We start from the raw sequence: 26,301 nt of genomic DNA, 5'->3' as shown, positions 1-26,301 counted from the left end.
GCGCCGTCGCTTGCCTGACTTCACCGGCGGCGGCGGGTATAATTGCGCCACCTTTTACGCCTTTGCCGGGTCAACCGGCCGGAAGCCCAAGCATGATTCGCCTCACCGAACTCTCCCTGCCGCTCGATCACCCCGAAGCGGCGCTGCGCCAAGCCATTCTGCAACGCCTGTCACTGGCCGATGACCAGCTGCTCGAATTCACCGTGTTCAAGCGCAGCTATGACGCGCGCAAGAAGAGCACCGAGATCACCTTCGTCTACATCATCGATCTGCAGACCGCCGATGACGACGCAGTGCTGGCGCGTTTTGCCAACGACTCGCATGTCAAACCGGCACCGGATACCCACTACTATCCGGTCGCGGCGGCACCGGCAGAGCTGACCGAACGCCCTGTGGTGATCGGCTTCGGCCCCTGCGGCCTGTTCGCGGCGCTGATTCTGGCACAGATGGGGTTCAAGCCGATCGTACTCGAGCGCGGACGCAACGTGCGCCAGCGCACCCAGGATACCTGGGCGCTGTGGCGCAAGCATGTGCTCACTCCGGAATCGAACGTACAGTTCGGCGAGGGCGGCGCAGGCCTGTTCTCCGACGGCAAGCTGTACAGTCAGGTCAAGGACCCCAAGTTCTATGGCCGCAAGGTGATGCAGGAGTTCGTCAAGGCGGGCGCCCCGGAAGAGATCCTCTATGTCAGCAAGCCCCATATCGGCACCTTCCGCCTGACCAGCGTGGTCGCCAAGATGCGCGCCGAGATCATCGACCTGGGCGGCGAGATCCGCTTCGAATCCAGGGTCAACGACCTGCTGCTCGATGACGGCGAGATCCGCGGCGTGGTACTCGAAGACGGCTCTGAGCTGCACAGCCGCCATGTAGTACTGGCGCTAGGTCACAGTGCCCGCGACACCTTCCGCATGCTGCACGACCGTCAGGTGCACATCGAAGCCAAGCCGTTTGCCATCGGTTTCCGCATCGAGCATCCGCAATCGATGATCGACCGGGCGCGCCTCGGTAAGTATGCCGGGCATGAGGAGCTGGGCGCCGCCGACTACAAACTGATCCACCACGCCAAGAACGGCCGTGCCGTATACAGCTTCTGCATGTGTCCGGGCGGCCAAGTGGTAGCCGCCACCTCGGAAGAGGGGCGAGTCGTTACTAACGGTATGAGCCAGTACTCCCGTCAGGAGCGCAATGCCAACGCCGGTATCGTGGTCGGTATTAATCCCGAGCAGGATTTTCCCGGCAGTCCGCTGGCGGGTGTCGAGCTGCAGGAGCGTCTGGAAGAGATCGCGTTCAAACTCGGTGGCGAAGACTACAGCGCCCCGGCCCAGCTGGTCGGCGACTTCCTGCGCAACCAACCCTCCACCGCGTTGGGTCAGGTCGAGCCCTCCTATCAACCGGGGGTGAAGCTGTGCAATCTGGCCGACGCTCTGCCCGAGTACGTGATCACGGCGATGCGTGAGGCCCTGCCCGCCTTCGGCAAGAAGATCCGTGGCTTCGACCGCGAAGACGCGGTGCTGACCGGCATCGAGTCGCGCACCTCGTCACCGGTGCGCATCACCCGCGATGCGCAGACGCTGCAGAGCCTCAACGTGCGCGGTCTCTACCCCGCCGGTGAGGGTGCCGGTTACGCCGGCGGTATCCTCTCCGCCGGTATCGACGGCATTAAGGTCGCTGAGGCCGTGGCGCTGGATATGCTGCAACAACTGCAACAGCAGGGCTCTGAACAGCCATGAAGCTGGACGACATCAAGAAGCTGCAGCAGAAGAAGTACCGCACGCAGCTGGGCTACTGTCTGGTCGAGGGCGAGCATCTGGTGCTGGAGCTGCAGCGCGCTGCCGCCCTGCGTCCGGCCCTGCTCGGCGCCGAGCTCTACCTCACCGACAGCTATCAGCACTGGGACAGCCCCTTCCCCCACCACCTGATCAGCGAGCGGCAGATGGCGTCGATCAGCGATACCAAAACCCCTCAGGGGATCGCTGCCGTGGTGCCGATCGCTGCGCTGCAACCCGCCGCCTCAACCGGCGAACCTGCGATCTATCTGCACCAGATTCAGGACCCGGGCAATCTGGGTACCATTCTGCGTACGCTGGCCTGGTTCGGCGGCTACCGCTGCCTGCTCAGCCCCGGCAGTGTCGATCCGTACAACCCGAAAGTGATCCGTTCCAGCATGGGCGCCATCTTCCATGTGCCGCTGGAAACCGAGGTACCGATCGAGTCCCTGAGCGGACGCTACCGCCAGCCCGGTTATCTGGATATGCAGGGCGACCCGATCAGCAGCCGCGCTTTTGGCGACTGTGACTGCTACATCTTCGGCAACGAGGCGCGGGGGGTACCGCATGAAGCACTGAGTGCACTGAACGCTCAGGCGTTTACCATTCCCGGCAGCGGGCTGATTGAATCACTCAATCTGGGTACTGCCGTGAGCCTCAGCATCTATGAGCGCCAGCGCGGAAAGGCATAAACCTAGCCGTCTTGGCGAGAGAAGGTTTCGCCCTGACGGCGCATTGATGTTTCTTGCTCGCACAACGCAATACCCAAAGGGTACGGAACTATAAACACCGTCCTGAGAAGAAATGCCATTTCGGCTTTGCAGATTGCGTAAAACCGTTCTAAATTAAAGCACTGCTTCTTTTCTAACAGAGCCAACCCCATGTTCAACGCATCACGCCAAAACGCCCAAGCTGCCTGTGCCGCCAAGCCTGCAGGTGTGACCCTTGTTGCTCTGTCTGCTGCCATGACACTGACCATGGCACCACCTGTCGCGCCACCTCCAGGCGCACTGCGTAATTGCGCCCTGCCACCGCCTCACGGGCTGTGTTAATCGGCGCGTAATACTCTCGGCTTTTCTATTCGATTCAGATCGTATTGTTCGCTTTACGGCGTGCACACATCTGTCTTCGGGAAGCCATCACGCTTTTTGACAGGTGATAGATCATGTCTTTGCTTTCCATTAACTGGGCCGCATTTGGCTCGACCTCGTTATTTGTGCTGCTGTGGAGCAGTGGCGCCATCTTCTCCAAATGGGGCCTGGATTACGCCTCACCCTTTGCCTTTCTGCTGTTACGCTTTGCCCTCGCCGCTTCGGTGCTATTCATACTGGGACGGCAACAGCGGCAATGGCGACCACAACCGGGCACCGCGAAACGGGTGGCACTGGCCGGTACGCTGCTGATCGGCAGCTATTCCATCTGCTACTTTCTTGCTCTGGATCAGGGCATCACGCCCGGCGTACTGGCAACCGTACTGGGCGCTCAGCCGGTACTGACGCTGGCACTGCTGGAACGAGGTTTTCAGCCGTTACGCCTGCTCGGCTTGCTGCTGGCCATCGCCGGACTCGTACTGGTGATGTGGAAGAGCATCACCGAAGCCCATTTCTCTCTGGCGGGGATGCTGTTTGCCCTGGGTGCGCTGCTGAGCATGACGGCCGGCGCCATTCTGCAGAAGGGGATACGCCAGTCACCGCTGCAGGTATTGCCACTGCAATATGGCCTGAACCTTGTGATCTGTTTGCTGACAAGCCCTCTGCAACCGCTGACGGTGCAATGGACGTGGGGTTTTGTGCTGTCGTGGATCTGGCTGGCGCTGGTGATTTCGGTGGTGGCGCAACTGTTACTGTACCGGATGATCCAGCACGGCAATCTGGTCAACGTGACCAGCCTGTTCTATCTGGTGCCGGTGGTAACGGCGCTGATGGATTTTGTCTTCCTTGGCAATCTGCTGCCCTGGAACACCCTGGCGGGTATGGTCGCCATACTGTTGGGCGTCATGTTGGTTTACCGCGTATAGCGGTATAGGCGTTCACGCATGGCATGACCCGCCGGATGCGACGGATCCGGCGGGCATCCAATTGCCACGTGCAGGCTGTCTGATACAGGGCTGTCTGTTCTGGCCCTAAGACCCTAACAATCTAGAAACGATACCTATAATTGATAATAAATAGTATTTAAGCTATATAGCATACAGACTATATTGACAGGGAAGTTCAATGTGGGAAGTACAAACGACCGACAGGTTTGACGAGTGGTACGACTCGCTGGAGGCGAAAGACCGCGAAAATGTGCTGGCGGGTATGCTTCTTCTGCAATCAGAAGGGCCGATGTTGGGACGCCCCTATGCGGAACACCATAGAAACCTCCAGACACACGAACATGAAGGAGCTTCGAGTGCAGAGCAACGGCAATCCGCTGCGAGCATTCTATGCCTTTGACCCCAAACGCAGAGCAATTCTATTGTGTGCGGGGAACAAAGCTGGCAAAGGTCAGGAAAAACGCTTTTACACAGTAATGGTGCCCATCGCCGACCAAGAGTTCGACTGGCACCTCGAAACGCTCAAACAGAGCGAGGAGTGAATCATGGCTCGCACTCTGAACCAGATACTCGAAAACGAACAGCCGGAAGTGGTGGCCCGTGCCGAAGCCAAGGCCGAGCAGATGCGGCTGGAACTCCGTCTTGCCGAGATCCGCGAACTGCTGGGTAAGACCCAGACCGAGATCGCTGACGCGATGGCGATCAAGCAGCCAACCGTTGCCGGGTTGGAACGCGACGGGCGTGATCTCAAGTTATCCACACTGAAGCGCTATGTGGAGGCCGCTGGCGGCAAGGTGCGGGTGGATATCGAGTTGCCGGATGGGCGACATGTGGGGTTTGCGGTTTGAGTCCGGTTTCGCCCTGAAGGGCGAGTTCATTTTCTTTGCTTGCACAAAGAAAACCGAACCAAAAGAAAGTGCACCCCGAGGGGCAGGCCTTCGGCTTCCCTGCGCTTCTCGAAGCGACGGGATGGCTGAGAAACTCGTCGCTGCGCTCCTCAGACAACTCAGCCATTATTTCCCGCCACTTCTGCGATGCTCGGCTGCCCCAAGGGGATAAACGTGCCATCATCACCAAAGGTGAGATAACGACGAAGATTGTTACGCTGACCTAATATTCCTGATCGGTCGGTCTGGCTGGCGAGAACTGCGATGTGTAGGTGGTTTGAAATGCTCATGCCGCCATGATGGCGGCATGGTCAGAGGGTGTCGTTTAACGTGGGTTTGAGGTTTGAGGGCTATAGATTGTTGTTAGCACGTGATACAACATCGAGCCTGTCGCTACAAAGCTATATATTCCCATCGCGAATAGAGCAGACGTTAGCGTAAACCAGTAATGCTCCAGGTCTTGTGGCATGTACATCATGCCAATCGCCGAGATCGCTGTGATCAAGAATAGGATCGCGGAGGCCAACAAACTATCTACCAAACGCTTGTAATGACCAGTCTTAGCCATATTCCGCATTAGCCTCGTATTCGCAATTGTCATAAGAATAGCTCCAGCCGCGACCAATATGCTCATAATAGTGACTGAGTGCGATGCAAACCCCGATGTAATCGCTAACGCTCTATCCGACGGCAAGTCAACGTACATTACAAACGCCAAGTAGGCGACTACCGTGGCGAATGATATGGAGATGACGAGTCGGTATAGAGAACGTCGAATTCTTTTGCTCATTTTTTTCTTCGCCTCTCTTGAGACGCTTTATTCGAGCCCAGATTCGCTTAGAACCTGCCGAATATCATCCTCGTATTTCTTCCAAACCTGATCAAGCGCACTAAAGATAGACTCAGGTTCGGGATATCGGCCATTAAGCTCCACTGGTCGTGTGGTTCCCTTTATACGATCTTCGATAAGGTCGATTGGATCTGACGCTTCATCAAACCATAACCGGGATACCCGCACGGGGGCTTGTTGAGCAAAGTGGGCGACACCCGTTTTTACGAAGTCTGAAAGGAAGCTTCGAACAGCGGATCTGCCAGCTGGATTTGCGCTGACAGTTATGTTCATGGATGCTCCTCCGAGCGCGTTGAGAAGGTGCAGAAGCTCTCCAGAAAACTGCTCCTGAGAAGCCCACGTAGCTGCATTTGTAGGTTTACTGAAACCCACTTCCAGTTTCCTCACCCGCATATCACCATTAAGGATACGCTCGATGGCATCCGGTCGAAGAACTGGGCTTAAATTTACGTTCGCAAGGTGTCCAAATTTTCCTGTAGCCAGCGCATCAAAAATTTCCGCGACTCTGTTGATGTTACAACCGTTACCGTTGATCTGATATGTCATCAGGTTTAGCGCCGGATCGAACAGGAAAAAATTCTTTTCGATGAGACCTTCTTGGTCTTCGAGATCAATGGGACGCTCCTCCGTCGTTGAACGATCCCCAATATTTGGTATATCACTATAACGAAACTTTGCTACAACCCCTCTATAGCGCCCTCCAGGCATCTGTTCGAGTTCTCGAAGCTGATACACAAGTCCATCTACCGGATGGACGAACTCGTAAGGTAAATCGCCTTCCACTAGTTGTGAAAATGCTTCTCCAAGAGTTGGAGGTTGCTCAGTACCATCGAGAACGTTAGTGGTATAGAAGCTTACTTGGTAAGTCTTTGTATCAGACATGGCGACTCAGTTCCTTGAGTTCGTTAAAGGGGTACAGCGAGATTTGGCTTCTCAAACCGTTAGAATAGCGTTATGAGCCGCAAACTAGAATCCCTGCTCCACACGGACACAAATTCCGTCCTTCTAAGCAACCCCTCCAGCTCCTCCGCCAGAATACCCAAAAATTCCTCCACATCCACAAGACCGATTCCAAAAATACTCGCGTGCTGGTATGTTCCGCTCCTCATCCCCGAACTGCTGCGTCGCTGCATAGGCTTATCCGCCTCGGTATCTGAATAGATGGGGTAGATGGTGTCGCGCAGGTGCAGGCTCTGTGCAGGATACTGTTTACCGGCACGTCTTGGGCCTGTTTGCGCGCGATGGTGCAGGCCTGCAGCGATGTCCAAGCGCTGCAGTAGGGGTGGCGTCGAAGTGGCTGCATCACACTTTTGATGACGATGGCACCCACCTCCCCCTCAAAGCAGCCGAGCATCGCAGAAGTGACGGGAAAAATGGCTGAGTTGTTTGAGGAGCGAAGCGACGAGTTTCTCAGCCATCCCGTCGCTTCGAGAAGCGCAGGGGAGCCGAAGGCCTGCTTCGTGGGTGTGCCTTTTCTTTTGGTTCGTTTTCTTTGGGCAAGCAAAGAAAATGAACTCGCCCCAGGGCGAAACACTGACTAAATAAAAAGAGCCCACCGAAACACCGGCAGGCTCTTTTCTCATGCAGGCGGAAGTACCGAAAACTTATCGGAACACAAACTCCCCTGCCTCAACATCCACCCCAATCTCATCACCCGGTGCGTAATCGCCCGAGAGAATCTTCTGCGCCAGCGGGTTCTCGATCCACTGCTGGATCGCACGCTTCAACGGCCGCGCGCCGTATATCGGCTCGAAGCCCACATCAACCAGCTTGTCCATGGCGGTACTGGTCAGCGTCAGCGTCAGCTCACGCTCGGCCAGACGCTTGCGCAGGCGCTCAAGCTGGATGTTGGCGATACCGGCCACCTGCTCTTTACGCAGGCTGTGGAACACCACCACCTCGTCGATACGATTGATCACCTCGGGGCGGAAGTGCATGCCCACCGCCTCCATCACCGCGCTCTTCATCAGGTTGTAGTCATCGTCCTCGGTGTAGTTCTGGATCAGGTCCGAGCCCAGGTTCGAGGTCATCACCACAATGGTGTTGCGGAAATCCACGGTACGCCCCTGACCATCGGTCAGGCGGCCATCTTCCAGCACCTGCAGCAGGATGTTGAACACGTCCGGGTGCGCCTTTTCCACCTCGTCGAGCAGCAGCACGGAGTAGGGTTTGCGGCGTACCGCTTCGGTCAGGTAGCCGCCCTCCTCGTACCCGACATAGCCAGGAGGCGCACCAATCAGGCGGGCCACGGAGTGTTTCTCCATGAACTCGGACATGTCGATGCGTACCATCGCCTCTTCGGTATCGAAGAGGAAGCCGGCCAGCGCCTTGCACAGCTCGGTCTTGCCGACACCGGTAGGGCCGAGGAACAGGAAGGAGCCGTGCGGACGGTTAGGATCGGCAAGACCTGCACGGGAGCGGCGCACGGCGTTGGACACAGCGATCACCGCTTCGTCCTGGCCGACCACCCGCTGGTGCAGCGCTTCTTCCATGCGCAGCAGTTTCTCGCGCTCACCCTCGAGCATCTTAGCGACAGGGATGCCGGTCCAGCGGGAGACCACCTCGGCCACCTCCTCTTCGGTCACCTTGTTGCGCAGCAGCTTGGTCTCGGTCTGCTCCTGCTCGGCGCTATCGGCCGCCTGCAGCTGCTTTTCCAGCTCCGGGATGCGGCCATACTGAAGCTCGGACATTTTGGCCAGATCACCGGCACGGCGCGCCTGCTCCATCTCGATACGGGCCTGGTCGAGCTGCTCCTTGACCTGAGCCGAGCCCTGCAGCGTGGCTTTCTCCGCCTTCCAGATCTCCTCGAAGTCGGCGTACTCCTTCTCCAGCGTGGCGATATGCTCCTCCAGTTCGGACAAACGCTTGCGCGAGGCCTCGTCCTTCTCCTTCTTCAACGCTTCGCGCTCCATCTTCAGCTGGATCAAGCGACGGTCGAGACGGTCCATCTCCTCCGGCTTGGAGTCGATCTCCATGCGGATACGGGAGGCGGCTTCGTCGATCAGGTCGATCGCCTTGTCCGGCAGTTGGCGGTCGGTGATGTAGCGCTGACTGAGCTTGGCCGCGGCGATGATTGCAGGGTCGGTGATATCGACGCCGTGATGCACCTCGTAGCGCTCTTTCAAGCCACGCAGAATGGCGATGGTGTCCTCTTCGCTGGGTTCGTCGACGATCACCTTCTGGAAGCGACGCTCAAGTGCCGCGTCCTTCTCCACGTACTGGCGGTACTCGTCCAGCGTGGTGGCGCCGACGCAGTGCAGTTCGCCGCGCGCCAGCGCCGGCTTGAGCATATTACCGGCGTCCATGGCACCCTCGGCCTTACCGGCGCCGACCATGGTGTGCAGCTCATCGATAAACAGGATGATCTGGCCTTCCTGCTTGGACAGCTCGTTCAGCACTGCCTTCAGGCGCTCCTCGAACTCGCCGCGGAACTTGGCGCCAGCGATCAGCGCGCCCATATCCAGCGCCAGCACACGCTTGTGCTTGAGTCCTTCAGGCACTTCGCCATTGACGATACGCTGCGCAAGGCCCTCGACGATGGCGGTCTTACCGACACCGGGTTCACCGATCAGCACCGGGTTGTTCTTGGTGCGCCGCTGCAGCACCTGGATGGTGCGGCGAATCTCGTCGTCACGGCCGATCACCGGATCGAGCTTGCCGGACTCGGCACGCTCGGTCATGTCGATACAGTATTTATCCAACGCCTGACGGTTCTCCTCGGCATTGGGGTCGGTCACCGCCTGGTCGCCGCGCACGTTGTTGATCGCCGTGGTCAGCGACTCACGGGTGACACCGGCCTCTTTCAGCAGCTTGCTGGTGTCACCCTTGTCCTCCAGCATCGCCAGCAGTACCAGCTCGCTGGCGACATACTCGTCGCCGCGCTGCTGCGCCAGCTTATCGGTCAGGTTAAACAGCCGTGCCATGTTCTGGGACAGGCGAATCTCGCCGTCCGGATTGGAGACCACCGGCAAGCGATCGAGTGCCTCACCCACCTTGCGGGTAAGCGCCATAGGCTCGGCGCCAGCCTGCTTCAGCAGCGGTCTGATAGAGCCGCCGCGCTGCTCGAGGAATGCCGCCAGCAGGTGGATCGGCTCGATCATGTTGTGGTCTTTGCCGATCGCCAGCGACTGGGCATCGGCCAGGGCCTCCTGGAGTTTGGAGGTGAATTTGTCAGGACGCATAGGCTCTCCTTTTGAACTCTGCTGCGCCGGATAGACTCCGGAACTTTCTGTTACCTCAGTAAATGAGGGTGTTTTCCGCCGGCTTCAAGTGCACTGATGAATAAAAATTAGACAATACTGATATAGGGCGCAAAACACCGCGGGGTGAATTCGCATCGGAAACCACACTACACTGACCAAAACACATTCTGATGTCAGGAGTTCTAGATGAGTGGATCCAACCAGAGTATTCACCCCTTCCATCTGGCATTTCCCGTTCGTGAGCTGGAGGAAGCCCGCCACTTCTATGGCCACGTGCTCGGGTGCAGCGAGGGGCGTTGTTCACCGGGAAAATGGTGCGATTTCAACTTTTACGGCCACCAGATCGTGGCGCATGTCGCGCCTGAGGAGTGCGGCTGTTCGGCAACCAGCGATGTGGATAACCACAAAGTTCCGGCCCGGCATTTCGGCATCGTGCTGCCAATGGATGAATGGCAGGCACTGGCCGACAGGCTCAAGGGGCTGGGCATCGATTTTGTTATCGAACCCTATATACGCTTTGCCGGGGAGGTCGGTGAGCAGGCCACCATGTTCTTCCTTGATCCATCTGACAATGCGATCGAGATCAAGGCGTTCAAAAACATCGACACTTTGTTCGCGAAATAACACCCAACTGACTTCGGGCGGCGCATCGCCCTCAGCGATGTGCCGGCTCCTCTCGCTCTACAATGACTCAAAGCCCCTGTCTTATTCACGTTCCCCTGCGCTAGGCGGACTAAAAACTGACATTTGCGGTCGGTTTCTTATTTCTGTCATCTGCGGCTGTTATCAAATGCGCACTGAATTTTTCTTGAACGACAGGACAACATCACCATGAGCCACAAACCCTACGACGATGAAGATCATATCGAGCTGGAACACAGCGACTTCGACAAGCTGGTTCAGAAAGGCCTGAGCCGCCGCGGTTTCCTGCAGGGCAGTGCCGCCGCCATGGGTCTGTTCCTGGCCGCATCCCCGCTGGCAAAAGCCGTTGCTGCCGTGACCGAAAGCAAACTGCTCGGTTTCACCCAGATTCCGGCCAGCACAGCCGATACCTTCGAAGTACCGGAAGGCTATATCGCCGAGCCGCTGATCTCCTGGGGTGATCCAATTCTCAAGGGTGCACCGGCATTCGACGAATCCGGCCTGCAGGACTCTGCTGCGCAGGCGGGCCAGTTCGGTGACAACACCGACGGTATGAGCTTCTTCCCGCTGAGCGAAGACCGCGGCGTAATTGCCGTGAACAACGAATACACAAACTACGAGTACCTCTTCCCCCATCAGGGTAAAGAGGCGCTGAGTGCCGACGAGGTGAAGAAAGCCCAGGCCGCTGTCGGTGTATCGGTCTTCGAAGTACAGCGCAATGCCAACGGCGGCTGGAGCTACCTGAAAGATTCCAAGTACAACCGCCGCATCACCGCCAACACCGAGATGGAGCTGACCGGCCCCGTCGCCGGTCATGCATTGGTCAAAACCTCAGCCGACGCCGCTGGCAAGAAGGTACTGGGTACGTTCAACAACTGCGCCAACGGCCAGACCCCCTGGGGCACCTACCTGACCTGTGAAGAGAACTTCAACGGTTTCTTCGGTACTGCAGATGCCGCGTTCTCGGCCGACAAGCACCAGAAGCGCTACGGTCTGAAAGACAAGAGCGACTACCAGTGGTTCACTCAGGATGAGCGTTTCGATATCGCCAAAAACCCGAACGAGCCGAACCGTCATGGCTGGATCGTCGAGATCGATCCGATGGATCCGACCTCTACACCGCAGAAGCGCACCGCGCTGGGTCGCTTCAAGCATGAAAACGCTGCCGTAACCGTCGATGACAACGGCCATGTCGTGGTGTATCTCGGTGATGACGAGCGTGGTGAGCACCTGTACCGCTTCGTGTCCAAGAACACGTACAACCCCAACGATCAGGCGGCTAACCGCAACCTGCTCGAAGAGGGCACTCTGTATGTGGCACGTTTCGACGCTGGCGAAGGCGAGCTGAAAGGTCAGGGCCAGTGGCTGGAATTGACTCATGGCAAGAACGGCCTGACCCAGGAAAACGGTTTTGCCGATCAGGCTGAAGTACTGATCTTCGCCCGTGAAGCCGCGACTCAGGTTGGCGCAACCACGATGGACCGTCCGGAATGGATTGCCGTACACCCGAACAACAAGAGCGTGTGCTGCACCCTGACCAACAACAAATACCGCGGTGTTGAAGGCAAGAACCAGCCGGTGGGCGGCCCGAACCCGCGTGCCAAAAACAACTACGGCCAGATCGTGCGCTGGTGGCCGCGCGGTGGTGATCATACCGCTGCCGGTTTCGACTGGGATCTGTTCGTGATTGCCGGCAACCCGACAGTCGGTGAAGGCCTGTACAAAGGCAGCGCCAACATCAACGCCGACAACATGTTCAACAGCCCTGACGGTCTGGGCTTCGATAACGACGGTCGCCTGTGGATCCTGACCGACGGCAAATACTCCAACGAGGGTGAATTCGCCGGCATGGGTAACAACCAGATGCTCTGCGCCGATCCTGAAACCGGCGAGATCCGCCGCTTCGCTACGGGCCCGATCGCCTGTGAGATCACCGGCCTGACATTCGCGCCGGACCATCGCGCTGTCTTCGTCGGCGTACAGCACCCGGGCGAAGAGCTTGCCCCGTCCCACTTCCCGGCTGGCGGCAGCAGCAAACCCCGCTCAACCATTATGGTTGTGCGCCGCAAGGATGGCGGCATCATCGGCGCCTAAGCCGTTTGCAATACCGACGCCAGGGATGGCGTCTGCTCATGACTGGACTTGTCAGCTTGGCCCGCTCCTCAAAAAGGCAGCGGGCCTTTTTACATTCCCTAACCTTTACGATTGACCAACCGCAGGCTGGTTGCTAGATTCAACTCAACCAACTACTGATTTGATCGTCGCACTTGTGATAGCCACATCTCTCTTCTCTAAACGCAACGCCGATAAACGGGCATTTTCTGTCCGGGACGGGTGTTGTGTGTATGAAGGGCTGAGAGGGTAACGATCTTAGCGTTTACAGAAACCCGGTCGCGGACTACGCCACCGGGTTTTTTAATGCCCGGAGAACCTGGTCACGACCACCTATACCCACCTATTTAGGGAGAAACACCATGTTTGAAGGTTCACTCGTTGCCTTGATCACCCCCTTCAGTGAGGGACAGATCGATTACCCCAGTCTCTTGCGCTGCCTGGACCACCATCTCGAAAACGGCACTCAGGGGCTGCTGATCGCGGGAACAACAGGCGAAGCGCCAGCGCTGAACAAGGCTGAATATCAACAGCTGTTGTCCGAGGTCTGCCGATATATCGCAGGACGTATTCCGGTAATTGCAGGCGCGACCTCCTACAACCCGATAGAAGCATTGGCACTGGCCCAGGCTGCAGAGCAAACCGGTGTGGATGCACTGCTCTGCGCCGCCGGCTACTACAACCGGCCCAATCAGCAGGGGCTGTACGAGCATTTCCGTTACGTTCACGATAACACCCATCTGCCGATCATCATCTACAATATTCCGCCGCGCACCATCGTCGATATACAACCGGATACGATGGCTCGTCTGGCCCAGCTGGATCGGGTGATCGGCGTCAAGGACGCGTGCCGGGATCTGGCCAGACCGATGCAGGAGCGGATACTGATTGGCGACCTGTTCTGTTACCTCTCAGGCGATGACTGCACCGCCGCCGCATACAACGCGATGGGGGGCAACGGCATCATCAGCGTCATCGCCAACCTTCTACCCGCCCATAGCCGCCAACTGCAGGATGCCTGCCGCGCCAACGACTTCACCACCGCCACCGCGATCCAGCGCCAGCTGACACCGATGATCCAGGCCTTGGGGCTGGAACCCAACCCCGCCGGAATCAAGTACGCATGCTCCCTGTTGGGGCTATGCTCAGCTGAACTGCGCTTACCAATGGTGGAGTTACAGGAGAGCAGCAAGGCGGCGATTCGGGAAGCTCTGGAGCAACTCACGAGTCCCACTCCAGTATCACCTTGCCCGCCTCGCCTGAGCGCATGACATCGAACCCCTGCTGAAACTGCTCGATGGGAAAACGGTGGGTAATGATGGGGGACAGGTTGAGCCCGGACTGAACAACCGACGCCATCTTGTACCAGGTCTCGAACATTTCGCGACCGTAGATGCCCTTGATGATCAGGCCCTTGAAGATCACCTGCGTCCAGTCGATCGCCATGTCGCCGGCTGGAATGCCGAGCATGGCTATCTTGCCGCCGTGGTTCATCGCCTCCAACATGCTGCGAAAGGCCGGTTCCGCGCCGGACATCTCCAGCCCGACATCGAAGCCTTCATTCATCTGCAGTTCGTGCATTTTGTCATCAAGGGACTGCTCAGCCACGTTGACGGTGTGGATAACCCCCATTCGCCGCCCAAGCGCCAGGCGATAGGGGTTCACATCGGTCAACACCACATGACGAGCCCCCACATGCCGGGCAACGGCTGCAGCCATGATACCGATGGGGCCGGCGCCGGTTACCAGCACATCCTCACCAACGAGATCGAATGACAGCGCCGTGTGCAGGGCGTTGCCGAAGGGGTCGAAAATAGCCGCCAGGTCGTCGGAGATGTTATCGGGTATCTTGAATGCGTTGATCGCGGGAATCACCAGATATTCGGCAAAGGCGCCAGGTCGGTTGACGCCTACACCCTGGGTATTGCGGCACAGGTGACGACGTCCGGCACGGCAGTTGCGGCAGTGGCCGCAGGTAATATGGCCCTCGCCTGACACCCGATCGCCAGGCCTGAAGCCCTCGACCTCAGAGCCGATCTCCACCACTTCACCGACGTACTCATGCCCCACGGTCATACCCACAGGAATGGTCTTCTGCGCCCAGGCGTCCCAATTGTAGATATGCATATCGGTGCCGCAGATCGCGGTCTTGTGGATCTTGATCATCAGATCGTTGTGTCCCATTTTCGGGCGCTGCGTGGTATGCAGCCAGATACCCTCTTCAGGGTGCAGTTTCGCCAACGCGCGCATCAGATCACTCCCAGTTCACGACCGATTCGATGAAAGGCTTCTACCGCCCGCTCCAGCTGGATCAGGCTGTGCGCGGCCGACATCTGCGTGCGTATCCGGGCCTGCCCCATCGGCACCACCGGATAGGAGAAGCCGATCACATAGATACCCTCGGCCAGCAAACGTTCCGCCATCTCACCGGCCAGCGCGGCATCGCCGATCATTACTGGAATAATGGGGTGCTCACCGCCAGCCAGAGAGAAGCCGGCGCTTTCCATCTCCCGGCGAAAGTAGCGGCTGTTTTCCTGCAGCCGTGCACGCATCTCGCGCCCGTGAGATTCCACCAGTTCAAGCGATGTGAGCGTGGCCTGTACGATTGGCGGCGCCAACGAGTTGGAAAACAGATAGGGGCGTGAGCGCTGACGCAACCAGTCGACAATTGCGCGGCTTGCGGCGGTATAGCCTCCCGAAGCACCACCGAGTGCCTTTCCGAAGGTACCGGTCAGAATATCCACCCGCTCCATGACACCGTGATATTCCGGGGTGCCCCTGCCGTGCTCACCCAAGAAGCCCACCGCGTGGGAGTCATCCACCATCACCAGCGCATCGTAGCGCTCTGCCAGATCACAGATCGCCGGCAGATTGGCGATGACCCCATCCATGGAGAACACGCCGTCAGTGGCGATCAGTTTCACCCGGCAATCCTGGGTGTCCTTGAGCTGTCGCTCCAGTTCAGCCATATCGTTGTTGGCGTAGCGACAGCGTCGGGCCTTGCTCAGGCGTACTCCATCGATGATGCTGGCGTGGTTCAGCGCATCACTGATCACCGCGTCCTCAGAGCCCAGCAGGGTTTCGAACAAACCGCCGTTGGCGTCAAAGCAGGAGGAGTAAAGAATGCTGTCCTCCATACCGAGAAACGCCGCAAGCGAGGCTTCGAGTTGCTTGTGTATATCCTGGGTGCCGCAGATAAAGCGCACCGATGCCATACCAAACCCGTGCTGATCCAATCCCTGCTTGGCCGCCTCAATCAGTGCCGGATGATCGGCAAGACCAAGGTAGTTGTTAGCACAGAAATTGACGACGGTATGACCACCGCCGAGTGTCACATCGACGGACTGGGGCGAGGTGATTTGACGCTCTGTTTTGTAGAGCCCGTCCTGCTTCAGCGCTTCACACTGCGCACTCAGGCTTTCGAGGAACTGCTCACGCTTCATTCCGCACTCCATTCGCTCGCGTTTGTGCCTATAAAGATAGCGCCTGACTCTCAAGACGCGAATGTGGAGCCACAGCTGATTCAGATCAGGCTTGGGGCTTTTACATATGCTTTTCCATATATATACTTTTCCATATATACAGGATCAATCAAGAGCACCACCATGACGATGCCGACCTTATCACCGGCCCAGCTGTTCAAGAACCTCTCCGACGAGCTGCGCCTGAGCAGCCTGCTGCTGATCGAAGCCAGAGGTGAGCTCTGCGTGTGCGAGCTGATGCAGGCGCTTGATGAGAGCCAACCCAAGGTATCACGCCATCTGGCACAGTTGCGCCGCGCGGGGCTACTGCAGGATCGCCGTCAGGGGCAGTGGGTGTTCTACCGTCTGCATCCGCAGATACCGCAGTGGATCGTCGAGTTACTGAGGCAAACGCGGGAACACAACCCGACTCTCCTGCGACAGCCGGAAAGCCGTTTGGCATTGATGCAAGACCGCCCTTCAGACAGCGAACGGCTCTGTTCGGCCGCGTCCTGAACCCCGGCTTCAAGGAGATGAGCCATGTTTGAGATCTTCACCTATCTGGCCGACTGGCTGGTCTACGGTCTGTTGAGTCTGTCACCCGAAACAAAGCTCGGCGACGCCCTGCACTTTTTCGTCGAGGATGTCAGCAAGATCTACGTACTGCTGGTGGTGATGATCTACCTGATCGCGCTGGCCCGTGCATCACTCGATGTGGAACGTGTTCGCGACTTTCTCGCGGGCCGGCATCGCGGTGTGGGCTATCTGCTGGGCTCAGGCTTCGGCGCGATCACCCCGTTCTGCTCCTGCTCGAGCATTCCGGTCTTCCTCGGTTTCACCTCGGCAGGCATTCCGGTGGGCATCACCATGGCGTTCCTGCTTACATCGCCGTTGATCAACGAGGTGGCGGTGCTGTTGTTGCTGAGCTTGCTCGGCTGGAAGTTCACCTTGCTGTATGTGGTTGTGGGCATGTCGGTCGGCATTCTTGGGGGCATTTTTCTCGACCAGATACGCGCCGAGCGCTGGTTGCAGTCGTTCGCCCGCAAAGCGCTCGAACGGGGACAACAGGGAGGCCCCCTCACCCCATCCAGCGCACCGCGCCAGTTGAGCTTTGCCGAGCGCCACAGTTTCGCCCGCTCGGAAACCGCCGACATATTTGGCCGGGTCTGGAAGTGGGTGATTATCGGCGTCGGCCTCGGCGCGGCCCTGCACGGGTTTGTACCGGATGGCTGGATAGAGGCTCATCTGGGCAACGGTCAATGGTGGTCGGTCCCGGCTGCCGTGGGGCTGGGAATCCCCTTGTATTCCAACGCCACCGGCGTGATTCCAGTCATGGAAAGCCTGATTCAGAACGGCCTCCCTATCGGTACGACGCTGGCGTTTTGCATGAGCACGGTGGCTGCCAGTTTTCCCGAGTTCATTCTGCTCAAGCAGGTAATGCAGTGGCGGTTGCTGGTGACGCTGTTCGCACTGCTGCTGACCGCCTTTACGCTGGTGGGCTGGATTTTCAATCTGCTGACGCCGTTTATATGAACGTCAGCGCGACGGTTACAAGGAGTCAATAATGAAACAGATCAAGGTATTGGGCAGCGGTTGCAGCAAATGTATCAAGACAGCCGACATCATCGCCAAGGTGGCGGCGGATATCGGCGTTGAGGTGAATGTCATCAAAGAGACCGATCCGGAAGCGATCATGAATCATGGCGTCATGAGCACACCCGCCGTGGTTATCGACGACACTGTCGTTCACTCAGGCAGTATCCCGAGTCAGGACGCTATCCGCAGCTGGCTGGCCTGATCCGTATCAACCTGTAGAAGAGTTTTCAGATGCAAAAGATCAAAGTCGGAATCAATGGGTTCGGCCGCATGGGGCGGCTTGCGATGCGCGCAGCCTGGGGCTGGGATGAGATCGAGTTCGTACAGATCAACGATCCGGCAGGTGATGCGGCCACACTGGCCCACCTGCTCAATTTCGATTCGGTTCACGGTCGCTGGAGCCACGAAGCGCGTGCCGAGAACGACTGCATCCTGATCGAAGGACAGCGCATCGCGACCAGCCGGAACAAGACAATCGGCGAAACCGACTGGTCCGGCTGCGATCTGGTGATCGAAGCCTCCGGCAAGATGAACAAGAAAGCGCTCCTTGAAGCCTATCTTGAGCAGGGGGTAATGCGCGTGGTCGTGACCGCTCCTGTCAAAGAGGAGGGCGTGCTCAATCTGGTCATCGGCGTTAATGACGATCTCTACAACCCCGCAGAGCATCGCATCGTGACGGCGGCATCCTGTACCACCAACTGTCTGGCACCTGTGGTGAAGGTTATCCACGAGCAGCTGGGTATCAAGCATGGCTCGATGACCACAATCCACGATATTACCAATACCCAGACCATCCTTGACGCCCCTCACAAGGATCTGCGTCGGGCGCGTGCCTGCGGCCAGAGTCTGATCCCAACCACTACCGGCTCTGCCACGGCGATTACCCATATCTTCCCGGAGCTAAAGGGCAAGCTGAACGGCCACGCCATCCGCGTGCCGCTGGCTAACGCGTCTCTAACCGACTGCGTGTTCGAAGTTGCACGCGAGACCAGCGCTGAAGAGGTCAACGCCCTGCTAAAACAGGCCGCTGAAGGCGAGCTGAAGGGGATTCTCGGTTACGAGGAGCGCCCGCTGGTATCGATCGATTACAAGACAGACCCGCGCTCAAGCATCATCGATGCGCTTTCGACGATGGTGGTTAATGGTACGCAGGTGAAGATATACGCCTGGTACGACAACGAGTGGGGCTATGCCAACCGCACCGCGGAACTGGCACTGAAGGTCGGTCAACTGGATAAAGGATGATGCTGAGCCAGCTCACCCCGCAGGTGCGCCAATATTTGGTTGTCACCGGCAACTACTGGGCCTTTACGCTCACGGACGGCGCTCTGCGCATGCTGGTCGTGCTGCATTTTCACAGTCTCGGCTATTCGCCGCTGGAGATCGCGCTGCTGTTTCTCTTTTACGAGATCTTCGGCGTTGTCACCAACCTGTTCGGCGGCTGGCTCGGTGCTCACCTGGGGCTGAACCGCACGATGAACATAGGCCTGGGTCTGCAGGTTGTGGCGCTGGTGATGTTGCTGGTCCCGACCGCGATGTTGAGCGTGCCCTGGGTCATGGCCGCTCAGGCACTATCCGGCATCGCCAAGGATCTCAACAAGATGAGCGCCAAGAGCTCGATCAAGCTGCTGGTGCCAGCCGATGCTCAAGGCGCGCTTTATAAATGGGTAGCGCTGCTGACCGGTTCTAAAAATGCACTCAAGGGTGTCGGCTTCTTTCTCGGCGGCGCGCTGCTGGTGGGGCTTGGCTTCACCGGGGCTATCGCCTTCATGGCGGCGGCACTGGCACTGGTATGGTGTGCCAGTCTGATCGCGCTTAAACATGATCTGGGCAAGGCGAAATCAAAGCCCAAGTTCCGTGACATATTCTCTAAAAGCCCAGCGATCAATATTCTCTCGGCCGCTCGCTTGTGCCTGTTCGGCGCACGCGATGTCTGGTTTGTGGTCGCGCTGCCGGTCTTTCTCTCGCAGACGCTGGGCTGGGACCACTGGCAGACCGGCGGTTTTCTCGCCCTGTGGATCATCGGTTATGGCGCGGTTCAGGCGCTGGCCCCACGCATCACCGGCAAAGCCAGTGGCCGTGTGCCGGATGGTCGCGCGGCGATGCTGTGGGCGGCTGCCCTTGCCATGACGCCAGCGGTGATCGCCCTCGGGCTGGACGCAGCACTTGCCCCGCAAACGCTGATAGTTGCAGGCCTTATGGTGTTTGGCCTGCTGTTTGCGATCAACTCATCGCTGCACAGCTACCTGATCGTGAGTCTTGCCCGCGCAGATGGTGTCTCGCTGGATGTCGGCTTCTACTACATGGCCAATGCGCTGGGCCGTCTTCTGGGCACGCTGCTCTCAGGTTGGGTATTTCAGGCTGCAGGACAAGGTGCCGTCGGACTCGCCGCCTGTCTGTGGATATCCACAGCCCTGCTATTGCTGACAGTCTTGATCTCGGTCTGGCTGCCACGCAATTAACTGGTAATCAGGGTGTACTGACATATCCTTTAGGTAGACAGCAAAGGTCCCTTTGCCGATGCTTTCGGGGCCGTCAGTCATCGAGGAGAGTCAGCATGCAGATCGATACTTTTCGCGACATCATTCACTGGACGAAAGCTTACCATCAGCAGCTTTCCGACAGCCTGAAAAAAAGCAGCGACGCGAATCGTGACGAGAAGGCGCGGTTGCTACTGGATTACCTTTCCGAGCATGAGGCCAAACTGGCCCGGGCGGTAGACGCATTCGAGAAAAGCGATAACCTCAAGGCATTGAATACTTGGGTCATGGAGTATCTGGACAAAAAACCGATCAAATCCTTTGCCCAGATCGACGCCCCATTCGCGGACCTGTCCGCCGAAGAGATTATCCAGCGGGTAGAAGAGGAGCATCGCGATATCGTCGAGCTGTACAAGTTCCTTGCCGGCAGAGCCGTCGCGACTCCGGCTGTCGACCTGCTCGAGGAGCTGGCGGCACTGGAACGGCATGAAGCGATGCGGCTGTCCAACGCCTCCAATATGCTGGGCGATATCTGAACCAAGTACCCGGCTAGTGGAAGTCCCGGGAGCGGCTGCTCAATCCATCCCAAAGAGATGTGATATCGGTCAGCCGCCCCGCTATGACATGAATCAGCCCCCCTTCCCGCTCCAGAATGCCGTCTACCTGCAAGATCCGGCTACCCAGCAGCGCCTTGCGCTGGGCCCGAGCAGTTGCCTGCCAGACCACAAGATTGATCGGGCCATGCTCATCCTCAAGCGTCACAAAGGTGATGCCGGTTGCCGTTCCCGGCCGTTGGCGATTGGTTACCAACCCGGCAACACGCACCGGACGTCCACTCTCCACACCGGCAAGCCCAGTGGAGGGCACGCAGCGCGACAGCACGCCCCGCTCGCGTAGCAGCGCCATAGGATGGCGGCCGAGCGTCAACCCAAGATGTCGATAATCCGCCTGCAACTCGCTGCGTTCATCCGGTGCCGGCATGACCGCTTCGCTGCCCAGCAAGCAACTGGTATCAGACTCCGCCGCCTGGGTATCCAGTTCCAGAACAGCCTCGTCATTCATCAGCGCCCAACGTGCCTGATGGCGATGCCCGGCAATCGCAGCCAGAGCATTGGCCGCAGCCAACGCGTCATAATCCCTCCGACCAAGGCGAACCCGTGCACGCAGATCGGCGACCGACCGGTAACCATCAATCGGTCGCATGGCGGCTATCTGTTCTCCCGCCGAGCGGGACATGCCTTTTACCAGCCGAAACCCCAAACGCAGTATTCCCCGACCGGCCGCACGCTGTTCAGGGCTGTCATACTCCAGCGTGCAGTCATAGGCACTGGCATTGATGCACACCGGGCGTACCTGAACGCCATGCCGACGCGCGTCCTGTACCAACTGCGAAGGCGAATAGAAGCCCATCGGCTGACTGTTGAGTAACGCACAGCAAAACGCTGCCGGCTCATGGCACTTGATCCATGCAGAGAGATAAACCAGCAGCGCAAAACTCGCCGCATGGGATTCAGGGAAACCATATTCGCCAAACCCTTCGATCTGACGGCAGATCCGCTCGGCATATTCGGCACTGTAGCCACGCGCCATCATGCCGCTGCGCAGTTTCTGCTGATAGATCGCAATATGTCCACTGCGCCGCCAGGCCGCCATCGCCCGTCTCAACTGATCTGCCTCACCTCCGCTGAAGCCTGCGGCGACCATCGCCAACCGGATCACCTGCTCCTGAAAGATCGGTACCCCGAGTGTGGGTTCCAATACCGCTTTGACCGCCTCGCTAGGGTAATCAATTGCCTCCTTGCCCTGTCGCCTTAGTAGATAGGGATGCACCATATCACCCTGAATAGGGCCGGGGCGTACGATAGCCACCTGTACGACCAGATCGTAGTAACAGTGAGGCCTGAGCCGCGGCAGCATGTTCATCTGGGCACGCGACTCAACCTGAAACACCCCCATCGAATCGCCTTCGCTAAGCATGTCGTACACTGATAGATCTTCGCGCGGGATATCCTGCAATAGCCACTCCCGGCCATCACGTTCGCCAAGCAGATGAAGTGCACGCCGCAGTGCACTGAGCATGCCCAACGCCAGCACATCGATCTTGAGCAACCCCAGAGCTTCAAGATCGTCTTTATTCCACTGGATCAGCGTTCGCCCCTCCATGGCGGCATTCTCGATCGGCACCAGTTGATGCAAAGGGCCTGATGAGATGACAAAGCCCCCAACATGCTGTGACAGATGACGCGGAAAATGGAGTATCTGCGGAACCAGCATCAGCAGGTGACGAAAGCGTTGTGCAGGCTTATCACCCCCGAGTTTTTCCAGCTGTTTCAGCCAGGGCTGTACCGTATCCCGGCGGTCAATCTGACTGATCAGCCACCCCAGATAGGCGTCATCGAAGCCTAACGCCCTCCCGACATCACGAATGGCACTGCGACTGCAATAGCTGATCACCGCTGCGGCCAATCCTGCCCTGTCCCGCCCGTAGCGACGGTAAATATATTGAATCACCTCCTCGCGCCGCTGGTGCTCGAAGTCCACATCGATATCCGGCGGTTCGTTGCGCTCTTTCGACAGGAAGCGCTCGAACAGCAGGTTGACCCGACGCGGGTCAACTTCGGTGATCCCCAGGCAATAACACACCACCGAATTGGCGGCCGAGCCTCGTCCCTGACAGAGAATCCGGTTATCCCGTGCAAACCGGACGATATCTTCAATGGTAAGGAAGTAAGGTTCGTATTTGAGCTCGGCGATCAACTGCAGCTCACGCTCGATCTGCTGTCGCACCTGTTCAGGTACACCTTCCGGAAAGCGCCGTTTCACACCGGCCTCGACCAGTGCCCGCAGATGTGCTCTGGGCGTCAGTCCATTCGGCACCAATTCATCGGGATATTCGTAGCGCAGCTCATCAAGGGAGAAACTGCACAGCGATGCTATTTCGAGTGTTTGCTCCCGCAGGGCCTGTGGATAGATTTTTTCCAGCTTTGGCAGCGATCTCAGGTGCCTTTCGGCATTGGCCGCGAGCCTCCAGCCGGCTTGATCAATCGTTGTACGCAGCCGTATTGCAGTCAGAATATCCTGTAAGGGCTGTCGCGAAGGCTCATGCATATTCACATCTCCCGCACAGACCAGCGGTATCGAGTGACGCTCATGCATCTCCATTAAACGGTGATAGCGCCAACGATCATCCGAGTCGAGTAGACGCTCCACAAGCACCCAGCTACGTCCGGCGTGATGCCGTCGGAGCCAGTTCAAGTCAGCCTCTGTGTTGCTATCATCCCTGCCGGGCTGAAACAGGATCAGACAACGATCCAGCTCTTTTTCAAAGTCCTCTAGCGTAAGTAAGTACCCACCCTTTTTGCCTCTCCTGCGCCCGCAGGTAATCAATGCACAAAGCTGGGCATAGCCTCTACGGTCCCTTGCCAATATGACCAATACACGCCCATCAACTTTAAACTCGCTGCCTATCAACAGCTGAAGGCCCAGCTCTTTCGCCTCCTGATGAGCCCTTACCACACCGGCGACCGAGCACTCATCCGTCAAGGCCAGTGCGCGATATCCCTGTGCAGCCGCCTGTGCAACCAACTCCTCCGGATGCGAGCCACCCCGCAGAAACGAGAAATTGGATACGGCATGCAACTCTGCATAGCCCGCTAGAGCGCTATTCACAGCCACCACCTCAACCAAACCAGCCATGGATAAACCAGCAGCCGTCGGGCTCACGAAATAGCCAGCAACAGCGACCATCAGGCCAGCGGGCCACGAAATAATCCCGACTGACCATTCGATCCCACCAACCACTGCTAATTCTTTCAGGGCCACTGAGCAGCTCCAGACGACAGCGCTGTGACTTTGACAGTGGCTGAGGATGTGGCAGCAACCAGCTGGGTCGTACCATTCCCTCTGGAGACACCTCCCGGTAACTGCCTTCCACACGCAATACAGACTCAGGGCGATGATCCGGATAAACGCTCAGGGTCTTTACCGCTTCACTTCCCAAACGGCTGCGAAGCCGACTTATCAGATCCGGTAATGAACTCTGCGCATGAGATAGGGCAAAGAGGTCCCCACTGATGGCCTCATATACCTCACCTTGTTCGGCACTCAGCTCTATCGACAGGACCGGTCCCTTGAGCTGCTCGCGCTCAAGTCGCAGCCGACAAAGTTCCAGCCAGGCAGAAGCAGCCGCGCAACCACCTGCATGCCCTATATCAAGAGTCTGAGTTGAAGCCCCCCGTAGATTAAGCGTCAGATGGATACGGGCTACTTTTTGCTGGCGCTGAGTGAGATAGCCCTCCAACGCCGATAGCAAACGACGCAACGGAAACAGCAAGCCCGTGCTGTACGTAATCTCAGCGGCTAGCTCACAGCGCTGTCTAAAATGCTCCGGTGGATTATACGTTTCAGGGGCTGGCGCTCCCGGATCGATGATCGATACCAGTTCCCGCAGCAACGACGGCCCAAAGCGCTGAGATAACTCTGCGCGAGGCAGTTCAAGAAGGTCCTGCAATGTCGAAAGCCCAACCCCTTGCAGACGCTCTACCTGTTCAGAGTGAAGCTGGAGCTGATCGATCCGTAACGCATACAAACCCGCCCACCAGGATTGCGCATCACTACACAACCGGTTCTCGATAGCCGCGAGCAGTTGTACCCCTTTCGCCGTTTCGCCCACGGCCATTCTGGCCGTATAGCCAGTACTTCGCAGCGAATCGGTTATCGCTGCTATTAGCTGCATCATCCCCCCGAAATAGTTCAGCATACTGGCGATCTCCAGCAGCAACGCTTGCGGTGGACATAAGCAGACTCTGGCACTGAAACGACCCGCCCAGATAGCCAACTGCTCCAGAGCGGAGCGTAAACGCTTATCGGATGTATCGAGAACAACCAGTTCAGGCCCAAGCGCCAGAGCCGTCGCCAACGCCTGCCCCGTTTTTATGCCCAGATCTTCCGCACAGGGATTCAGGGTTTTAATACGCCGTCGACTATCGAGCAATACTTGCGGGACCTCTTCTGAGAGTCCATGCAGTTCCAATTCCAGCCAGGGAAAATGCAGACACAACCAACGCATCTCATATCACCGCCGGAAGATCTATGCGAAACGGTGGCAGAGGCCATCCGCCCCGGCGCTTAAGCAGAGTCAACTCGGTCGACTGCCCTTGCCTGTTTAGAACCATCCTGTATGCCGCCGCCGAGGATTGATTCCGGACACTCTCCGGCCTCATCACCCAACCGAGCCCACCACCCGCTTGCACCGCTAGTTGCAGCCGTCTAAGAGAGGAGGTAACGACCCGGTCGTCCAGCCAGCTCAACACCAGAGGAGACATACCGCTTTTTAGCACCTGTTCGATGGTCCAAAGCCGATCCCGAGTGCTGCTGGTATAGACGACATATTGAGATGACAGCCCTATTCCAGCGTTCTGCAACGCTATTGGATAGAGATGATGAGGAGGGTCAATCCAGAACACTGGCTTGCTTTCAGCCGAGAAACGCCTCAATAAAGGCCAGATCAGACGGATCTCTCCAAGCCCTTCTCCCGAGTAAAGCAGTTCGACAAGCTGCCCTTTCAGCCACCCTCCGCCATACAGCTTCTCATCCAGCTGGCTATAACCGCTTATTTCAACGCCGCCAATACTCTCTGAGCCTGCATGCGAACCACGCCATAGCTGTCCCTGCTCCAAAAGGTTGACCAATGCCATGACCACCTCAAAATACTGTATATATACACAGCATTTTGGGTCAAAACGTACGGCTTCTCAAGTCTCCGTACACGCTGTCTTTTATGCGTGCCTATGACATGGCTCCGATCTCAGGCGTTATTCAGGATGTATCCGATTGGATGAGCAGAATCGTTCAATGAGGAAGGGCTATCGAAGGTAAGGAAAGCTGTACGGTATAAAAAGTTGGGGCCCGAACACATCCGTGAACCGGGCCCCTTAGGTTTTGCGGCTTCCATTCCGCCCCCATATCGTCCTTGATATGGGATGAGGGTAAAGCATCCCGCTTTAAAGTCACGCCTCCCTGCGTCCCTCGATGCGCATATTCCCCTAATTCCCCACCTTTTTATATAGGAATTTTTCCTAAAATGATCCATCTCGGTGCATTGACTGCACTCGGCACTTCACCCCGTCACAGCGCCTCTTTCTCCGTCATACAGTCCTTCGTCCAATATATTTCACCCGCCCCAGACGCAAAAAACCCCAGCACCTTTCGGTACCGGGGTTCTTCACTCCCTCTCGGGATCATTAGGTGCCTGGCGATGACCTACTC

Annotated in this window: 22 protein-coding genes; 14 read left to right on the top strand and 8 right to left on the bottom strand. The window is 57.6% G+C overall.

The annotated features are described in order from the left end of the window. Positions 1-92 precede the first annotated feature (92 nt). On the top strand, positions 93-1,730 hold the full coding sequence (locus ADIMK_RS14530) for an NAD(P)/FAD-dependent oxidoreductase (protein WP_036189742.1): 1,638 nt from the start codon (positions 93-95) through the stop codon (positions 1,728-1,730). After that, a complete protein-coding gene (locus ADIMK_RS14525; protein ID WP_036189740.1) occupies positions 1,727-2,458 on the top strand; it encodes a TrmH family RNA methyltransferase in 732 nt (243 codons plus the stop codon). The genes ADIMK_RS14530 and ADIMK_RS14525 overlap by 4 nt, the downstream gene beginning before the upstream one ends. 2 nt (positions 2,459-2,460) lie before the next feature. Here the strand turns inward: ADIMK_RS14525 and ADIMK_RS14520 are convergent, their stop codons facing one another. Beyond that, entirely contained in the window at positions 2,461-2,745 is a 285-nt protein-coding gene (locus tag ADIMK_RS14520) for a hypothetical protein (protein ID WP_036189738.1), read from the bottom strand. A gap of 186 nt (positions 2,746-2,931) precedes the next feature. Between ADIMK_RS14520 and ADIMK_RS14515 the strand changes: the two genes are divergently transcribed. The 3 genes from ADIMK_RS14515 (at position 2,932) to ADIMK_RS14505 (ending at position 4,652) form a co-directional block, all read left to right on the top strand. Beyond that, complete coding sequence (locus ADIMK_RS14515) at positions 2,932-3,783, top strand: DMT family transporter (RefSeq protein ID WP_036189736.1); 852 nt, start codon at positions 2,932-2,934, stop codon at positions 3,781-3,783. 269 nt (positions 3,784-4,052) lie between these two features. Then, the gene (locus ADIMK_RS14510) at positions 4,053-4,346 is read left to right on the top strand and encodes a type II toxin-antitoxin system RelE/ParE family toxin (protein ID WP_438267749.1); all 294 of its coding nucleotides are present in this window, start codon (positions 4,053-4,055) and stop codon (positions 4,344-4,346) included. 3 nt (positions 4,347-4,349) lie between these two features. Further along, positions 4,350-4,652, top strand: coding sequence for a helix-turn-helix domain-containing protein (locus tag ADIMK_RS14505; protein ID WP_036189734.1), 303 nt, complete (start codon positions 4,350-4,352; stop codon positions 4,650-4,652). 856 nt (positions 4,653-5,508) lie between these two features. Here ADIMK_RS14505 and ADIMK_RS14495 read toward each other — a convergent pair. Both ADIMK_RS14495 and clpB read right to left on the bottom strand, forming a co-directional pair. Continuing rightward, positions 5,509-6,423 (bottom strand): DUF6731 family protein, encoded by a 915-nt coding sequence (locus ADIMK_RS14495; protein ID WP_036189730.1) that lies wholly within the window; start codon positions 6,421-6,423, stop codon positions 5,509-5,511. A gap of 722 nt (positions 6,424-7,145) precedes the next feature. Next, positions 7,146-9,722: an ATP-dependent chaperone ClpB gene (gene clpB, locus ADIMK_RS14485; protein ID WP_036189727.1), complete on the bottom strand. Its 2,577-nt coding sequence runs from the start codon at positions 9,720-9,722 to the stop codon at positions 7,146-7,148. Between the two features lie 207 nt (positions 9,723-9,929). On the opposite strand from clpB, the gene ADIMK_RS14480 reads away from it, so the two are divergent. The 3 genes from ADIMK_RS14480 to dapA all read left to right on the top strand — a co-directional run bounded on the left by ADIMK_RS14480 (position 9,930) and on the right by dapA (position 13,768). Next, complete coding sequence (locus ADIMK_RS14480; RefSeq protein ID WP_036189725.1) at positions 9,930-10,367, top strand: VOC family protein; 438 nt, start codon at positions 9,930-9,932, stop codon at positions 10,365-10,367. A 207-nt stretch (positions 10,368-10,574) separates the two neighbouring features. After that, complete coding sequence (locus ADIMK_RS14475) at positions 10,575-12,479, top strand: PhoX family protein (RefSeq protein ID WP_036189723.1); 1,905 nt, start codon at positions 10,575-10,577, stop codon at positions 12,477-12,479. 380 nt (positions 12,480-12,859) lie between these two features. Next, positions 12,860-13,768 carry a 4-hydroxy-tetrahydrodipicolinate synthase gene (dapA, locus tag ADIMK_RS14470; protein WP_051692982.1) on the top strand — a complete coding sequence of 303 codons (909 nt, stop codon included), beginning with the start codon at positions 12,860-12,862 and terminating at the stop codon, positions 13,766-13,768. Here the strand turns inward: dapA and tdh are convergent. Together tdh and ADIMK_RS14460 are read right to left on the bottom strand one after the other, a co-directional pair. After that, on the bottom strand, positions 13,719-14,747 hold the full coding sequence (gene tdh, locus ADIMK_RS14465; protein WP_036189721.1) for an L-threonine 3-dehydrogenase: 1,029 nt from the start codon (positions 14,745-14,747) through the stop codon (positions 13,719-13,721). The two genes, dapA and tdh, sit on opposite strands and share 50 nt — an antisense overlap. Then, positions 14,747-15,940 carry a glycine C-acetyltransferase gene (locus ADIMK_RS14460; protein WP_036189719.1) on the bottom strand — a complete coding sequence of 398 codons (1,194 nt, stop codon included), beginning with the start codon at positions 15,938-15,940 and terminating at the stop codon, positions 14,747-14,749. Before ADIMK_RS14460 ends, tdh begins: the two co-directional genes overlap by 1 nt. A gap of 162 nt (positions 15,941-16,102) precedes the next feature. On the opposite strand from ADIMK_RS14460, the gene ADIMK_RS14455 reads away from it, so the two are divergent. The 6 genes from ADIMK_RS14455 (at position 16,103) to ADIMK_RS14430 (ending at position 20,570) form a co-directional block, all read left to right on the top strand. After that, positions 16,103-16,474 (top strand): metalloregulator ArsR/SmtB family transcription factor, encoded by a 372-nt coding sequence (locus ADIMK_RS14455; protein WP_368085838.1) that lies wholly within the window; start codon positions 16,103-16,105, stop codon positions 16,472-16,474. Positions 16,475-16,498: 24 nt separating this feature from the next. Further along, positions 16,499-17,491 carry a permease gene (locus ADIMK_RS14450; protein WP_036189717.1) on the top strand — a complete coding sequence of 331 codons (993 nt, stop codon included), beginning with the start codon at positions 16,499-16,501 and terminating at the stop codon, positions 17,489-17,491. A 31-nt stretch (positions 17,492-17,522) separates the two neighbouring features. Next, a complete protein-coding gene (locus tag ADIMK_RS14445; protein ID WP_036189715.1) occupies positions 17,523-17,756 on the top strand; it encodes a thioredoxin family protein in 234 nt (77 codons plus the stop codon). A gap of 29 nt (positions 17,757-17,785) precedes the next feature. Further along, entirely contained in the window at positions 17,786-18,799 is a 1,014-nt protein-coding gene (locus tag ADIMK_RS14440) for an ArsJ-associated glyceraldehyde-3-phosphate dehydrogenase (RefSeq protein WP_036189713.1), read from the top strand. After that, complete coding sequence (gene arsJ / locus ADIMK_RS14435) at positions 18,799-20,016, top strand: organoarsenical effux MFS transporter ArsJ (protein WP_051692989.1); 1,218 nt, start codon at positions 18,799-18,801, stop codon at positions 20,014-20,016. The genes ADIMK_RS14440 and arsJ overlap by 1 nt, the downstream gene beginning before the upstream one ends. A gap of 95 nt (positions 20,017-20,111) precedes the next feature. Continuing rightward, positions 20,112-20,570 (top strand): hypothetical protein, encoded by a 459-nt coding sequence (locus ADIMK_RS14430; protein WP_036189709.1) that lies wholly within the window; start codon positions 20,112-20,114, stop codon positions 20,568-20,570. Positions 20,571-20,583: 13 nt separating this feature from the next. Here ADIMK_RS14430 and ADIMK_RS14425 read toward each other — a convergent pair whose 3' ends face one another. Genes ADIMK_RS14425 through imuA form a run of 3 tightly spaced genes read right to left on the bottom strand, consistent with a single transcriptional unit; the run spans position 20,584 to position 25,730 of the window. Continuing rightward, positions 20,584-23,730, bottom strand: coding sequence for an error-prone DNA polymerase (locus ADIMK_RS14425; RefSeq protein WP_036189707.1), 3,147 nt, complete (start codon positions 23,728-23,730; stop codon positions 20,584-20,586). After that, positions 23,714-25,102, bottom strand: a complete 1,389-nt coding sequence (locus ADIMK_RS14420) for a Y-family DNA polymerase (protein WP_036189705.1) — start codon at positions 25,100-25,102, stop codon at positions 23,714-23,716. Before ADIMK_RS14420 ends, ADIMK_RS14425 begins: the two co-directional genes overlap by 17 nt. Position 25,103: 1 nt before the next feature. After that, entirely contained in the window at positions 25,104-25,730 is a 627-nt protein-coding gene (gene imuA, locus ADIMK_RS14415; protein ID WP_051692981.1) for a translesion DNA synthesis-associated protein ImuA, read from the bottom strand. Between the last annotated feature and the right edge of the window lie 571 nt (positions 25,731-26,301).

It is taken from the genome of Marinobacterium lacunae, assembly GCF_000705555.1.
In the GTDB taxonomy this organism is placed as follows: domain Bacteria; phylum Pseudomonadota; class Gammaproteobacteria; order Pseudomonadales; family Balneatricaceae; genus Marinobacterium_D; species Marinobacterium_D lacunae.
The sequence above is the reverse complement of the archived record's forward strand: the minus strand, read 5'-3'. Positions and strand labels throughout refer to the sequence as shown.